The sequence below is a fragment of the Gulosibacter sediminis genome (genome assembly GCF_030011715.1).
Taxonomy (GTDB): Bacteria; Actinomycetota; Actinomycetes; order Actinomycetales; family Microbacteriaceae; genus Gulosibacter; species Gulosibacter sediminis.
The window spans coordinates 1-13287 of record NZ_JASCYH010000049.1 but is presented as its reverse complement, the minus strand read 5'-3'; the positions used below and the strand labels follow the sequence as shown (position 1 = coordinate 13287).

Sequence of the window (13287 nt, the reverse complement as noted above, 5' to 3'; positions counted from 1 at the left end):
TGGCCCCCCCCTTTACCTACCGCGGGCGGGCCCCGGCGCTTGGGGGGGGCCCCACGGCCGTTTTCCGCGGGGGAGGCGCGTTACGCGTCCTCGCCCTGGCCGCGGCGGCGGATGATCATGAACGCGGCGCCGGCGACGAGCAGCACGGCAGCGGCGATCGCGATCGGGCCGAACGCGTCGGCACCGGTCGTGGCGAGCGAGCCGCCGTCAGCCTCGGTCGAGTCGCCCTGGTTGCCTGCGGCGGGAGCGTCGGTCGACGTCGCCGAAGCGGTGGGGTCGGTCGTCGCGGTCGCGGTGGCCTCAGCGGTCGCGGTCGGTTCGGTGGTGGGCTCGGGGTCGGTGGTCGGCTCCGGCTCCGTGGTCGGGGTCGGCTCCGGGGTCTGCTCCGAGGCAACCCACGCGGTGTCGAGCAGCCAGCTGGCCATGTCGACGTTCGAGAGGTAGTCCGTGCGCACGAGGTCGTGGCCGGTGGCGAAGCCGAGGAGATCCTCCGAGTACGCGCCCTTCACGAAGTAGGGAACGAGCATGGTGGTGTGGTTGTTCGAGAACCAGTCCTGCGTGGCAGGGGTGCCGGTGCCATTCGGCGTCATGGGGCCCCAGTCGCCGAGCACGTAGTCGGTCGAGCCCTCAACGGGGATCTGGTTGCCGTCGTTGTCGGTCACGTAGTTCGCGCCCGAGAGGTAGCCGGTCTCGTGGTCGGCGGTGACGATCACGAGGGTGTCGTCCCAGCTTGAGTTGGTCTCAACCCAGTTGACGACCGAGTCGACGGCGGCCGAGAAGTCGACGGTCTCGTCGATGTCGCGCTGCGTCTGGTTGGCGTGACCGGCCCAGTCGATCGCGCCGCCCTCAACCATGAGGAAGAAACCGTTTTCGTTGTTGTCGAGCACGTTGAGCGCACCTTCGGTCATCGTCGAGAGCGAGACGACGTCGTTGTAGGCGGCCTCGTCGCTACGGCCCTGCTGGAGGGTCGACCCGACCTGTGCGAGGCCGAAGACGGTCTCGGGGGTCTCACCGGTGGTGAGCGCCTCGAAGTCAGCGTCGTCCTCAACGAAGGTGAAGTCGGTCTCGCCGGCGGCGAGCTGGTTGTACGACTCCTCCGAGATGTAGCTGAAGTCGCCGGTGGCCTGCTGCTCGTTATCGTCGTTGTAGTACGGGTGGCCGGCACCCATCACGACGTCCATGTAGCCGTTCGAGATCTGGTCCGCAGCGATGCCGTGGTAGTCGTTGCGGTTCGCGTTGTGCGCCGAGAACGCCGCCGGGGTGGCGTGCGAGAACGGCACCGAGCTGACGACACCGGCCGACTTGTCGAGCGCGTCCGCGCGCTCCGACACGTTCTCGACGACGTTGCCCTCGTAGTCAACGCCGATGCCGGCGTTGTAGGTCTTGTGACCGGTGGCCATCGCGGTGCCCGCGGCGGCCGAGTCGGTCGGGTTCTCCTTCGACGACTCGAAGTCGTTCCAGGCGGTGAACGAGTCGTAGGGGGTCTGCTCGTACCAGGCGGTCTCCATCGAGGTGTGCTCCCACGACTGGAAACCCTCGGTCGGGGTCGAGTTGCCACCCCACGGCTTCACCTTGTTGTCGCCGCCGCGGTCAACCTGCCAGTAGACCTCGTTGTTCTCGTAGGCGTTCATGTTGTCGAGGTGGTTGTACCCCATGCCGTCACCGATGAGGAGGATGACGTTCTTCGGGCCATCTGCCGCGGTGGCGGCGGATGCGGGCGTTGCGAATGCGAAGCTTCCGAGCGCGACGGCTGCGGCGGTGCCGCAGACCGAGAGCGACTTCACGAAGTTGCGAGTCTTCATGTCGTCCTTTCGACGATTTGTAAGGTGTCCCTAAGAGCTGACTGAAGAAAAGTTAGGTATCGAAAACCGCGATCGCGTGCCCTCTCGGTAACGCACGGGTAACGAGCACAAGAAATCGACGTGTGTTGTGCAGTTCATTCGTAGTGAGGGCGCGGATGCGTCGAGCCAGCCGGCGTGCGGGCTCGGCGCGCTAGCCTTGGAGGCATGTCCGACGCCCCCACTCGCCCACCGATTTATCCCTTCGTGCTCACCGACGCCGTGCTCGTGATTGCCTTCGCCGCGATCGGTCGCTCGTCACATGGCGAGGCGCTCGGCGTACTCGACATCCTCGGCACCGCGTGGCCGTTCCTCGCGGCGCTGCTGCTGAGCTGGGTCATTGTTCGGCTGACCGACCGCGACCACTCGAGGGTGTGGCCGGCCGGCGTGCTCATCTGGGCCGTGACCGTGTCGAGCGGACTTGCCCTGCGCATCCTCTTCGGCGACACCGCCGCGCCCGCCTTCATCATCGTCGCGACGATCACCCTCGCGGTGTTCCTGCTCGTGCCCCGGCTCGTGTGGCAACTCATCCGTCGGCGCCACCGCACGCCCGCAGCGAACACTGAGATGTAGCGGCAAAGTCTGGGGAAAAATCCCGGTGCGCGGCGAGAGTAGTCCGTAGACTTGCCTGAAGCGCACTACTTAGAGGAGAACTGATGTCGAGCTCTGCACTTCAGCGGAACCCGTACTTCAATGGCGAATACCAGCGACGAAACCAGCACTCGGGCGTAGCCCAGAATGCACAGGCGCAGTTTAACCAGGCGTACGGCAACCCCCAGACTGGTCAGCAGTACGGCCAGCAGCAGCAGTACGGCCAGCAGCAGCAGTACGGCCAGCAGCAGGCTCAGGGCTACCAGCAGGCCTATGGGCAGCAGCAGGCGTACGGCCAGCAGCCCCAATTCCAGCAGCCGGCGCCAAGCCCCGAGCAGCTGAACCGCCAGTACGACATGCCGTCGCCGTCGAACGACCAGCTCGACCGCATGACGATGGAAGACACCATCGCGAAGACCGCTGGCATGTTCGGCGTGCTGCTCGTTGCGGCCGCCCTCACCTGGTTTAGCGTGCTCGCGGCACCGGCCGTCGGCTACGGCCTTACCGTCGCGGGGAGCATCGGCGCGTTTGTGCTCGCGCTCGTGATGACCTTCCGTCGCGAGCCGTCGCCCGTGCTCACGACGATCTTCACGATCGCCGAAGGCCTCGTCGTCGGTGGCTTCTCGTCGATCCTCGAACAGGTCTACCCGGGCATCGTGCTGCAGGCCACGCTCGCGACCCTCGTCGTCATCGGCGTGACCCTCGCCCTGTTCAGCTCGGGCAAGGTTCGCACCTCGCCGAAGCTCACGAAGTTCGTGATGATCGTGATGATCTCCTACGCGGCGTTCTCGCTCGTGAACTTCATCCTGCAGGTCACCGGCGTCGTGAGCGACCCCTGGGGTCTGCGCACGAGCGTCGAGATCTTCGGCATCCCGCTCGGCGTCATCGTCGGCATCCTCGCGGTGCTCATGGGCGCCTACATGCTCATCATGGACTTCGAGTTCATCCAGAACGGCGTGAAGTCGGGTGCCCCGCGCAAGTACGGCTGGGTCGCCGCCTACTCGCTCATCTCGACCGTCGTGTTCATCTACATCGAGATCCTGCGACTTATCGCGATCTTCCGCGGCAACGACTAGTTCCGCTCGAAACATCACGCCCCCGTCGCGCGCCAGCGCTGCGGGGGCGTGGTGTTTCCGGAAATTCACCAATGGGGCGCATGCTGGTCGCTATGGCACAGCGCATGCCGTGGCTCATCGGCCACCGCGGGGCTCCCGCATACCTCCCCGAACACACCGCCGCCAGCTACGCCCTGGCGATCTCGCAGGGTGCCGATGCGGTGGAGCCCGACCTCGTGCCCTCGGCCGACGGCGTGCTGGTGGTGCGCCACGAGCCGCTGCTCGACGACACGACCGACGTCGCCGAGCATCCGGAGTTCGCCGCGCTGCGGCGCGAGGCGACGCGCGACGCGGCGGCCGGCTGGTACGCCGAAGACTTCACGTGGGCTCAGCTGCAGACTCTGCGCGCCGTCGAGCGCCTGCCCGAGCTGCGCCCCGCATCCGCCGCCCACTCGGGCGAGCAGGGGCTGTTGCGCCTGCGCGACCTTGTGCTGCTCATCGACGAGGCGGCGACCGCTCGCGGGCGCGATTGCACGCTCGTGCTCGAGCTGAAGTGGGATGCCTGGATGCGCGCGCGCGGCTTCCGCTTCGAGGAGCTGCTCGTGCGCGAGCTTGAGCCCGTGCGCTCGGCGCGCTGCCTGCAGGGCGCGCGCATCGAGAGCTTCGAGGTGTCGGCGCTCGACCGCCTCTGCGGCTCGGCCCTCGTGCGCGAGCTCGATGCGCGCCTCGTCGTGCTCGTCGAGGACGAGCCGTGGCTGCGGCCGGGCTCGGGCGAGGAGGGGCCTGAGCGGTGCACCGACGAGGGCCTCGACGACGCCGCCTACCGCTACGACGGCATCTCGGTGCGCACGACGCTGCTTGACACCGACCTCGTCGACCGCGCGCACGCTCGCGGCCTCGAGGTATTCACCTACACGCTGCGTGCCGAGGCGCCGTTCGTGCCGCCGGAGTTCGCGGGACGACCCTTCGACTACTGGCGCGCGCTGGCCGCGACCGGAGTCGACGCCGTGTTCGCCGACGACCCGGGGGCCTGCCGCGCTGCGCTCAGCGGCGAGTCGCAGCTCGGCGAGGATGCGCCGGTCGCGGGCGAGGTTTCGGCCGCCTGAAGCACGAGGCCGGGGTACCTGCCGGCGTGTGGATGAACGGGGCCGGTGTCGGGGGCGCCGCCTAGGATGGATTGGCCATGACCTATCTGTCGTATGACCCCATTCCTGCCGACCTCGTGGACGGCCTGAACCCGCCGCAGCGCGCTGCCGTCGAGTATCGCGGCGACGCGCTGCTCATCATTGCGGGTGCGGGGTCGGGCAAGACGCGCGTGCTGACGCACCGCATCGCCGGGCTCATCGCGACACGCGAGGCGTGGCCGAGCCAGATTCTCGCGATCACGTTCACGAACAAGGCCGCGGCCGAGATGCGCGAGCGCGTCGGGCACCTGCTCGGCGAGACGGTGCAGGGCATGTGGATCTCGACGTTCCACTCGGCGTGCGTGCGCATTCTGCGCCGCGAGGCCGAGAAGTTCGGCTACCCGCAGGGCTTCACCATCTACGACTCGGCCGACTCGAAGGCGCTCGTGAAGCGCATCGTCAAGGCGCTCGAGGCCGAGTCGCTCGGCGTGACGCCCTCGCACGCGCTCAACCGCATCTCGGCGCTGAAGAACGAGCTCATCGACCCCGACGGCTTCGCACGGAAGGTCGACGCATCGAACCCGCGCGACCAGCTCGTGCTCGAGATCTACCGGCAATACCAGCGCGAGCTCGAACGCAACCGCGCGTTCGACTTCGATGACCTCATTACCCAGACGGTCTGGCTGTTCCGCGCGTTCCCTGACATCGCCGCACTCTACCGCCGCCGCTTCCGCCACGTGCTCGTCGACGAGTACCAAGACACCAACCACGCGCAGTACGCGCTCATCCGCGAGCTGACGCACGCGACGCCGGCGCAGCATGTGCCCGCCGACACCCGCATCGAGCTCGCCGCCGACGGCTCGATTCCGCCCGCATCCCTCACAGTCGTAGGCGACTCCGACCAGTCGATTTACGCGTTCCGCGGCGCCGACATTCGCAACATCACCGAGTTCGAGCACGACTTCCCGGGCGCCGAAACGATCCTGCTCGAGCAGAACTACCGCTCGACCCAGAACATCCTCGACGCCGCGAACGCGGTGATCGGCAACAACTTCGACCGCCGCGAGAAGAGCCTCTGGACGGCCGAAGGAGCGGGCAAGCAGATCGTCGGCTTCGCGGGCTTCTCGGCGCACGATGAGGCGCAGTTCGTCGCCGACGAGATTCATAAGCTGCACGACTCGGGCACGAACTTCAACGACATCGCGGTGTTCTACCGCACTAACGCGCAGACGCGTGCGCTCGAAGAAATCCTGATTCGCTCGGCCGTGCCATACCGCCTCATCGGGGGCACGAAGTTCTACGAACGTGCCGAGGTCAAGGACATCCTCGCGTACCTCCTCAGCGTCGCGAACCCGAACGACGAGCTCTCGCTGCGCCGCATCATCAATGCGCCGAAGCGCGGCATCGGGCCGGCGACGGTCACCGCGATCTCGAACTTCGCGAACGAGCACGACATCACGTTCCGCGAGGCGCTGCGCCGGGCCGACGACCTCGGGGTGGGGCCAAAGCTGCGCGGCAAGATCGCCGAGCTCGCGCAGATTCTCGACCACGCCGAGGCCTCGATCGACCCGCAGCGGCCGACCGGCCCCGTACTCGTGTCGAAGATGCTCGAGACGATCATCGAACAGACCGGCTACATCGACGCGCTGCGCGCGACGGGCAACCCGCAGGACGACGCGCGCGCCGAAAACGTCGAGGAGTTCATCAACGTCGCGAAGGAGTTCGACAAGCAGCACCCCGACGGCAACCTCGTCGACCTGCTCACCGAGGTCGCCCTCGTCGCGGCCGCCGACGACATCGATGACGAGTCGGGCGCCGTGTCGCTCATGACGCTGCACACCGCGAAGGGGCTCGAGTACGAGGCCGTGTTCCTTACCGGCGTCGAGGAAGAGCTCCTGCCGCACCGCATGAGCGCGGATGAGCCGGGCGGGCTCGCCGAAGAACGGCGCCTGTTCTATGTGGGCATCACCCGGGCTCGCCAGGTGCTGCACCTCTCACTCGCCGTGTCGCGCACGCAGTACGGCGAGGCGTCGACCGCGATGCCGAGCCGGTTCCTCGACGAGATTCCCGCGTCGCTCATCGCGTGGCGGCAGTCGCCGCAGGACGTCATGTCGCGGCCGACGCTGCGCCCCACCGGCTCGTCGGGCTGGGGCGGGGGAGAGCGCCGCTTCGGCGAGGTGCGCACGAGCAATGTGCTCGAGGGTGCGCGGGGGCTCAAGGAGCCCTTCAACCCGCGGCGCGGCAAGCGCAGCTTCGACAACACCGTCACTGGCGCGATGAAAGACAACGCCGACCTCGAGCTCGCGCACGGCGACCGCGTCAAGCACACCGACTTCGGCGACGGCACCGTTCGTGCCGTGCTCGGCACGGGGTCGAAGCGCGTCGCCGAGGTCGATTTCGACGAGGTCGGCCGCAAGAAGCTGCTCATCAAGGTCGCGCCGCTCGAGAAGCTCTAGCGAGGCTTCAGGAGCGGCGCGAGTGGCGCTGCGTCAGTAGCGGATCGCGTCGACGATCTGCACGCGCGTCGCCTTGAGCGCGGGCAGCGCGCCCGCGAGGGCGCCGACCAGGGTCGCTGCGCCGAGGCCGATGAGCACCGCCGAGATCGGGAACGGTCGAGGCTCGTAGAGGCCCGCCGACTGCAGCATGCCCTGCAACCACGAGCTCTGCAGGATCGCCACCGTGAGCACGACGCCGACGACACCCGCGAGGAACGTCGCGACCATCGACTCGAGCAGCACCCCGAAGAAGATGCGCGCCGACGTTGCGCCGTAGCTGCGGCGAATACCGATCTCGCGCACGCGATGCTGCATTGTGACGAGGTTGATGTTCACGAGGCCGAGCGCACCGAGCAGGAACATGCCAACGGCCGCACCGATGACGAACCACTGGATGAACTCGGTCGAGTCGCCCATCTGGGCGGCCCAGTCGCCGCGGTAGACCATGATGCCGCTCGAGGCGAGCTGTTCGTTGAGCTGTGCCGCAAGCCGATCGGAGATCTCCTCGGGCACCCACATCGACAGGGTCGTCGAGCCCTGTGCCTGGCTCGTGCCGGGCACGAGTGAGAGCTGGTCGTAGAGCATCCAGGCGATCGGCGAGTCGAATTCGCTTGTGTTGGGCGCGACCCCGACGAGCGTGAACGCCTGGCTGCTGCCACCGCCAACGAACTCGACGCGCGGCTGCGTCGCGAGGTCGGGGCTGCCGAGGGCCTGCCAGAGCTTGTCGTTGACGACGAGCGCGGGGGCGAGGAGGTCGGCGTCGGACTCTTCGAGGAACCGGCCCTGCTCGACGACCGTGCGGTAAATCTCGCCGTAGTCGGGCTCGACCGCGGTGAGTGCGACGGGGATCTGCGCGGTGGGCGTCCACACCGTCGCCTCGGTCGAAGCCGATAGCGCGTGCTTGGTCACGCCGAAGTCGTCGGGCAGGCGGCTCAGGCGGTCGACGACCGCGGGGGTCGTCTGGCCCTCGGCGACCACGTTCGCGGTGCGGCCGCCCGAACGCTCGGCGGTTTCGGTCCGCAGGTCGGTGAGCAGCTGGCCGACGCCGAGGGCGCCGGTGAGGCCGATCACCGCGACGGCGATGCCGATGAGGGCGAGCAGGATGCGCAGGCGATTGACGCGCAGCTCGTGCCAGGCATCGACGAGGGTCGCGACGACGTTCGTCGCGCCGTCGCCCGGGGTGTTGTCACGCTGGGGTTTCGTCATGCGCTCGCCATCTCGTGCTGTTCGCGGACCTGCTCGACGAGCATCCGTTCGGCCTGCTCGATCGTGCGCTCGTGCAGCACGCCGTCCTGGAGCACGAGGATGCGCTCGGCGAGCGCCGCGACCGCGAGGTCGTGCGTGATCGTGATGAGCGCGGCGCCGGTCGAGTCGCCGAGCTGCGAGAGCGTCGCCATGATGTCGTGGCCGGTGCCGACGTCGAGCGCGCCCGTGGGCTCGTCGGCGAGCAGCACGGCGGGCTCGCGCACCATGGCGCGGGCGATTGCAACGCGCTGCTGCTCGCCGCCCGAGAGTTGGCGGGGGAGCTGATCGGCGCGGTGGGCGAGGCCCACCTTCTCGAGCGCGGCGAGGGCGAGTTCGCGGCGCCGCCAGAACTGCCAAGCCGCGCCGTAGAACAGCGGCATCATGACGTTCTCGATGGCCGTGCGATTGTCGAGCGGGTTGAACTGCTGAAACACGAAGCCGACCGACCTGCCGCGCAGCCGCGCGAGTTTCGTCGCCGACAGGCCCGACGCATCCTGGCCGCGGAAGAGCACCTCGCCGCTGGTCGGCTGGTCGATGAGCCCGAGCAGGTTGAGCAGCGTGGTCTTGCCGGCGCCGGAGCGGCCGAGCACGGCGACGCGCTCGCCGGGCAGCACCTCGAGGTTGACGCCGCGCAGGATGCGGAGCATTTGGCCCGTGGGCAGTTGGACTTCGCGGGTGACGCCCCGCACTTCGAGCACCGGTGCGGGCATTAGTAGATGCCGCTCATGTCGTCGCTGTACATCGGGACTTCGCTCGGCACGTACTCGAGCACGATCGCGCCCTCCTCGAGGCCCGAGGTGATCTCGACCGACATGCCGTCGGTGATGCCGAGCTCGACCGCGACCTCCTGCGGCTCGCCGCCCGGCGCATCCACGACGTAGACGAGGCCGGTCGCGTAGTCGCCGCGCACCGCGGTGGTCGGCACGAGCAGGGCGTCGTCGACGCTGTCGGCGACGACGGTGACGTCGGCGCTCAGGCCGGCGAACACGGTCTCGCTGTCGGGCACGGCGCAGCGCACCTGGCCGGTGACCGAGGTCGAACCGCCGCTGGCGTCGCCGTAAAGGTCGGCGTACGGGTCGGCATCGGGGTCGGCGGCAGCCGACGGAGTCTCGCTGTCGTCGGCAGCCGCCCCGATCTCGAGCGAGGTGCACTCGAACGGCGCAGGGCCGCCAGCGATCGCGACGCTCGCAGTGGCCGGGGCATCGAGCATGCGGTATTGCAGGTCGGCCGAGAGGTCGGCGACGACCGTGAACGTGCCCGGGCCGACCTCGCCGATGGTCTCGCCGATGGCGACATCCATCTTCGCGAGGGGCGTGAACTCGGTGAGCATGCCCGTCTCGGTCGCAGTGACCGTGTGGTACTCGTAGACCGGCTCGGGGTTGCTCATCTCCTGCTCGCCGGTCTCTTCGTCGGGGTCGCCGACGGGCTGCGGGTCGGTCTGGCCGACCTCTTCGCGCAGTTCATAGAGGGGCTGGCCGTACTCGACGTGATCACCGACCTTGACGTAGACGATCGTGACCGAGCCCTGCTCGGTCGAGCGCTGCGGCACCCCGGCATCGGCCGTGACCGAGCCGCTCACGACGAACTCATTCGTGACGCTGCCGCGTGTGACCTCGACGGTCGGCGACTCGAGCTGTCCAGTGGGCTCGGCCTGCTCGGCCGTGTCGTTCGAGAAGAAGGCGAGTTTCGCGAGCGACGCTGCGGCGACGACGCCGACGATGAGCCAGACGGTGCCAAAGATCGCCTTGCGCGCGCGGCCCTTCGGGCGCCGTGCCTTGGGTTGCTTCGCCGGCTTGCTCGACTTTGTCGGGGCGGATGCGCCGCTCGCCTCCGCTTCGACCGAGTCGTAGAACCCGTCGACCGCCTCGGGGTGCTCAGCATTGGTGAGCGGCTCGAACGGGTCGTCGGAGCCAGCGGGTGCGGGCGAATTCGGCATGAGTTTCCTCTCGCGGGCGCGACTGCAGGCAGCGGCGCACGATGGGCAGGACGGCGTTCATTTGATCCCACCAGCGGGCCCGGCCGGTGTCCATGGGGAAAACCCCACGTGTTGCGCGGCGTGGCAGTCAATTGGGAGGCGTTGGATTAGCGTCCCGGTGAATGATCAGTGGTGTACGGCGCACGATTGGCCGCAACGCTCATGATTGCCCTGCCCGCGGCACAGCGCCGGCAACTAGTGGGCGTTGTCTTAGCCAGTCACGTGGACGGCGTAACCGTTGCAGCCCGCGGTCGACCAGTGGTAGACGTAGGCCGGGTCGTAGTCGGGGCTCATGAAGTCGTTCTCTCCCCAGAGGGCAGTCTGGAACCCGGGCGTCTGGTCGCCACCGGTGCCGGGGATGGTGTCGTGGCCGGAGACGTAGGGCACGGTCGGTGCATCGGGTGAGCCCGGGGCGTCGTGCGAGAACGCGCCTTCGAAATTGTCGTCGTGATACACCCAGCGCCACTCGAAGCCGGCCTCGGCCATGCAGTCGGCGATGTAGTACTGCTCGAGGTCCCTGATGAGGCAGGGGAGCGGAGCTTCACGATGCGGCCTTTCGATGGGACGATGCGTCTTCGGTGTCGAGCAAGCTGATCGTCGCACGCGCCAGCGACATCGTGCCCCGGGATCCGCGCCGCTGCGGCCCTGCAAGCTGCATGAACCCGGGAAACGCCGTAGCGCAGGTCAGTTATGCTTGCGTGCGGATGTGCGCCGCGGCGCTTCGTTTCTCGAGCCACGCACTCGACACCTTTCGCGCGGTCGCTCCGAACCCAGTTCCTGCTCGTGTGAGCAAGTCAAACTCGGCATTGCCGTGGATTGGAAGAAACGTGGATCTTTTCGAGTATCAGGCGCGCGACCTGTTCGAGGCACACGGTGTTCCGGTGCTGAAGGGCATCGTCGCCGACACCCCCGAAGACGTGAAGGCAGCTGCGGAGCAGCTCGGCGGCGTGACCGTCGTCAAGGCGCAGGTCAAGGTTGGCGGCCGCGGTAAGGCCGGCGGCGTGAAGGTCGCGAAGACCGCCGACGACGCGTTCGAGGCAGCCAAGAGCATCCTCGGGCTCGACATCAAGGGCCACGTCGTTGAGCGTGTCATGGTCGCCGAGGGCGCCGACATCAAGGAGGAGTTCTACTTCTCGGTGCTTCTCGACCGTGCGAACCGCAACTACCTGGCCATGTGCTCGGTTGAGGGCGGCATGGAGATCGAGCAGCTCGCCGAAGAGCGCCCCGAGGCCCTCGCCCGCGTGGCGGTCGACCCCATCGTCGGCATCGACGAGGCCAAGGCCCGCGAGATCGCCGAGACCGCTGGCTTCTCGGCCGAGCTCGTCGAGAAGGTCGTGCCCGTCTTCCAGAAGCTCTACGACGTCTACGTTGGCGAAGACGCCACGCTCGTCGAGGTGAACCCGCTCGTGCTCACCGGCGAGGGCAACATCATCGCCCTCGACGGCAAGGTCACGCTCGACGACAACGCTGCGTTCCGCCACGAGGCGCACGAAGCGCTGCGTGTCGCGGCCGGGGGCCTCGACCCGCTCGAGGAGAAGGCCAAGGAACACGACCTCAACTACGTCAAGCTCGACGGCCAGGTGGGCATCATCGGTAACGGTGCCGGCCTCGTCATGTCGACCCTCGACGTCGTCGCTGGCGCCGGCGAGAAGCACGGCAACGTGAAGCCCGCGAACTTCCTCGACATCGGTGGTGGCGCCTCGGCTGAGGTCATGGCTGCCGGCCTCGACGTCATCCTCGGCGACGAGCAGGTCAAGAGCGTGTTCGTCAACGTTTTCGGTGGCATCACCGCGTGCGACGCTGTCGCGAACGGCATCGTCGGCGCGCTGCAGCAGCTCGGCGACGCCGCCACCAAGCCCCTCGTTGTGCGCCTCGACGGCAACAACGTCGAAGAGGGTCGCGCGATCCTCGCTGACTTCAACCACCCGCTTGTCACCGTCGTGGCGACCATGGACGAGGCCGCCGACAAGGCCGCCGAACTCGCGAACGCCTAGGGCTCGGAAGGACTACAGAACACAATGGCAATTTTCCTCGACGACAAGTCCGTCATCATTGTCCAGGGCATCACGGGTTCGGAGGGCTCGAAGCACGCCACGCGCATGCTCGAGGCCGGCGCGAACGTCGTCGGTGGCACCAACCCCCGCAAGGCCGGTCAGACGATCGAGCTCGCGGGCAAGGAGCTGCCGATCTTCGGCACCGTGAAGGAGGCCATGGAGGCCACCGGCGCGAACGTCACCGTCATCTTCGTGCCGCCGGCATTCGCCAAGGGCGCCATCGTTGAAGCGGCCGAAGCCGAGATCCCCCTCGCCGTCGCGATCACCGAGGGCATCCCGGTCAGGGACGCCGCTGAGGCGTTCACCCGCGTGCAGCAGCTCGGCAAGACGCGCCTCATCGGCCCGAACTGCCCCGGCATCATCACCCCCGAGGTGTCGCTCGCGGGCATCACCCCGGCGAACATCACCGGCAAGGGCCCGATCGGCCTCGTGTCGAAGTCGGGCACGCTGACCTACCAGATGATGTACGAGCTGCGCGAGATCGGCATCTCGACCGCCATCGGTATCGGCGGCGACCCGGTCATCGGCACCACCCACATCGACGCGCTCGAGGCGTTCCAGAACGACCCCGAGACCAAGGCCATCGTCATGATTGGTGAGATCGGTGGCGACGCTGAAGAGCGCGCGGCCGAGTACATCAAGGCGAACGTCACCAAGCCGGTCGTCGGCTACGTGGCTGGCTTCACCGCGCCCGAGGGCAAGACCATGGGCCACGCTGGCGCCATCGTTACCGGTTCGGCGGGCACCGCCGCCGCGAAGAAGGAGGCCCTCGAGGCCGCCGGCGTTCGCGTGGGCACGACCCCGACCGAGACGGCGAACATCATGAAGGAAATCTTCGCCGGCCTCTAGCCACCAAAATGCGTTGAGTGGTCGGTTGTTGTAGTTCTGGCCCTGCCAGAACTACAACAAC

Annotated in this window: 11 protein-coding genes; 6 read left to right on the top strand and 5 right to left on the bottom strand. The window is 67.7% G+C overall.

All coding sequences use genetic code 11. The features are described from left to right. Positions 1 to 80: 80 nt before the first annotated feature. Complete coding sequence (locus QM019_RS11635) at positions 81 to 1802, bottom strand: alkaline phosphatase (protein ID WP_282853122.1); 1722 nt, start codon at positions 1800 to 1802, stop codon at positions 81 to 83. Between the two features lie 204 nt (positions 1803 to 2006). Here QM019_RS11635 and QM019_RS11630 point away from each other — a divergent pair, with 204 nt between their 5' ends. The 4 genes from QM019_RS11630 (at position 2007) to QM019_RS11615 (ending at position 7064) form a co-directional block, all read left to right on the top strand. Next, on the top strand, positions 2007 to 2411 hold the full coding sequence (locus QM019_RS11630) for a DUF3054 domain-containing protein (RefSeq protein ID WP_282853121.1): 405 nt from the start codon (positions 2007 to 2009) through the stop codon (positions 2409 to 2411). Positions 2412 to 2494: 83 nt separating this feature from the next. Further along, complete coding sequence (locus tag QM019_RS11625; protein WP_282853120.1) at positions 2495 to 3505, top strand: Bax inhibitor-1/YccA family protein; 1011 nt, start codon at positions 2495 to 2497, stop codon at positions 3503 to 3505. A gap of 80 nt (positions 3506 to 3585) precedes the next feature. After that, entirely contained in the window at positions 3586 to 4590 is a 1005-nt protein-coding gene (locus QM019_RS11620) for a glycerophosphodiester phosphodiesterase family protein (RefSeq protein WP_282853119.1), read from the top strand. A gap of 77 nt (positions 4591 to 4667) precedes the next feature. Then, positions 4668 to 7064, top strand: a complete 2397-nt coding sequence (locus QM019_RS11615) for an ATP-dependent helicase (protein ID WP_282853118.1) — start codon at positions 4668 to 4670, stop codon at positions 7062 to 7064. A gap of 33 nt (positions 7065 to 7097) precedes the next feature. Here QM019_RS11615 and QM019_RS11610 read toward each other — a convergent pair whose 3' ends face one another. From QM019_RS11610 to QM019_RS11595, 4 genes are all read right to left on the bottom strand, one after another. Further along, positions 7098 to 8309, bottom strand: a complete 1212-nt coding sequence (locus QM019_RS11610; RefSeq protein WP_282853117.1) for an ABC transporter permease — start codon at positions 8307 to 8309, stop codon at positions 7098 to 7100. After that, positions 8306 to 9058: an ABC transporter ATP-binding protein gene (locus tag QM019_RS11605; RefSeq protein ID WP_282853116.1), complete on the bottom strand. Its 753-nt coding sequence runs from the start codon at positions 9056 to 9058 to the stop codon at positions 8306 to 8308. The genes QM019_RS11610 and QM019_RS11605 overlap by 4 nt, the downstream gene beginning before the upstream one ends. Continuing rightward, positions 9058 to 10284 (bottom strand): efflux RND transporter periplasmic adaptor subunit, encoded by a 1227-nt coding sequence (locus QM019_RS11600; protein ID WP_282853114.1) that lies wholly within the window; start codon positions 10282 to 10284, stop codon positions 9058 to 9060. Before QM019_RS11600 ends, QM019_RS11605 begins: the two co-directional genes overlap by 1 nt. Positions 10285 to 10533: 249 nt before the next feature. Further along, on the bottom strand, positions 10534 to 10926 hold the full coding sequence (locus QM019_RS11595; protein WP_282853113.1) for a hypothetical protein: 393 nt from the start codon (positions 10924 to 10926) through the stop codon (positions 10534 to 10536). Between the two features lie 224 nt (positions 10927 to 11150). Here QM019_RS11595 and sucC point away from each other — a divergent pair, with 224 nt between their 5' ends. Both sucC and sucD read left to right on the top strand, forming a co-directional pair. After that, positions 11151 to 12317 (top strand): ADP-forming succinate--CoA ligase subunit beta, encoded by a 1167-nt coding sequence (sucC, locus tag QM019_RS11590; RefSeq protein WP_282853112.1) that lies wholly within the window; start codon positions 11151 to 11153, stop codon positions 12315 to 12317. Positions 12318 to 12341: 24 nt separating this feature from the next. Then, positions 12342 to 13226, top strand: coding sequence for a succinate--CoA ligase subunit alpha (gene sucD, locus QM019_RS11585; protein ID WP_125107058.1), 885 nt, complete (start codon positions 12342 to 12344; stop codon positions 13224 to 13226). Positions 13227 to 13287: the final 61 nt, after the last annotated feature.

Coding starts and splice junctions, on each gene's coding strand:
- QM019_RS11635 (WP_282853122.1), bottom strand. CDS start 1,802: ATGAAGACTCGCAACTTCGTGAAGTCGCTCTCGGTCTGCGGCACCGCC.
- QM019_RS11630 (WP_282853121.1), top strand. CDS start 2,007: ATGTCCGACGCCCCCACTCGCCCACCGATTTATCCCTTCGTGCTCACC.
- QM019_RS11625 (WP_282853120.1), top strand. CDS start 2,495: ATGTCGAGCTCTGCACTTCAGCGGAACCCGTACTTCAATGGCGAATAC.
- QM019_RS11620 (WP_282853119.1), top strand. CDS start 3,586: ATGCTGGTCGCTATGGCACAGCGCATGCCGTGGCTCATCGGCCACCGC.
- QM019_RS11615 (WP_282853118.1), top strand. CDS start 4,668: ATGACCTATCTGTCGTATGACCCCATTCCTGCCGACCTCGTGGACGGC.
- QM019_RS11610 (WP_282853117.1), bottom strand. CDS start 8,309: ATGACGAAACCCCAGCGTGACAACACCCCGGGCGACGGCGCGACGAAC.
- QM019_RS11605 (WP_282853116.1), bottom strand. CDS start 9,058: ATGCCCGCACCGGTGCTCGAAGTGCGGGGCGTCACCCGCGAAGTCCAA.
- QM019_RS11600 (WP_282853114.1), bottom strand. CDS start 10,284: ATGCCGAATTCGCCCGCACCCGCTGGCTCCGACGACCCGTTCGAGCCG.
- sucD (WP_125107058.1), top strand. CDS start 12,342: ATGGCAATTTTCCTCGACGACAAGTCCGTCATCATTGTCCAGGGCATC.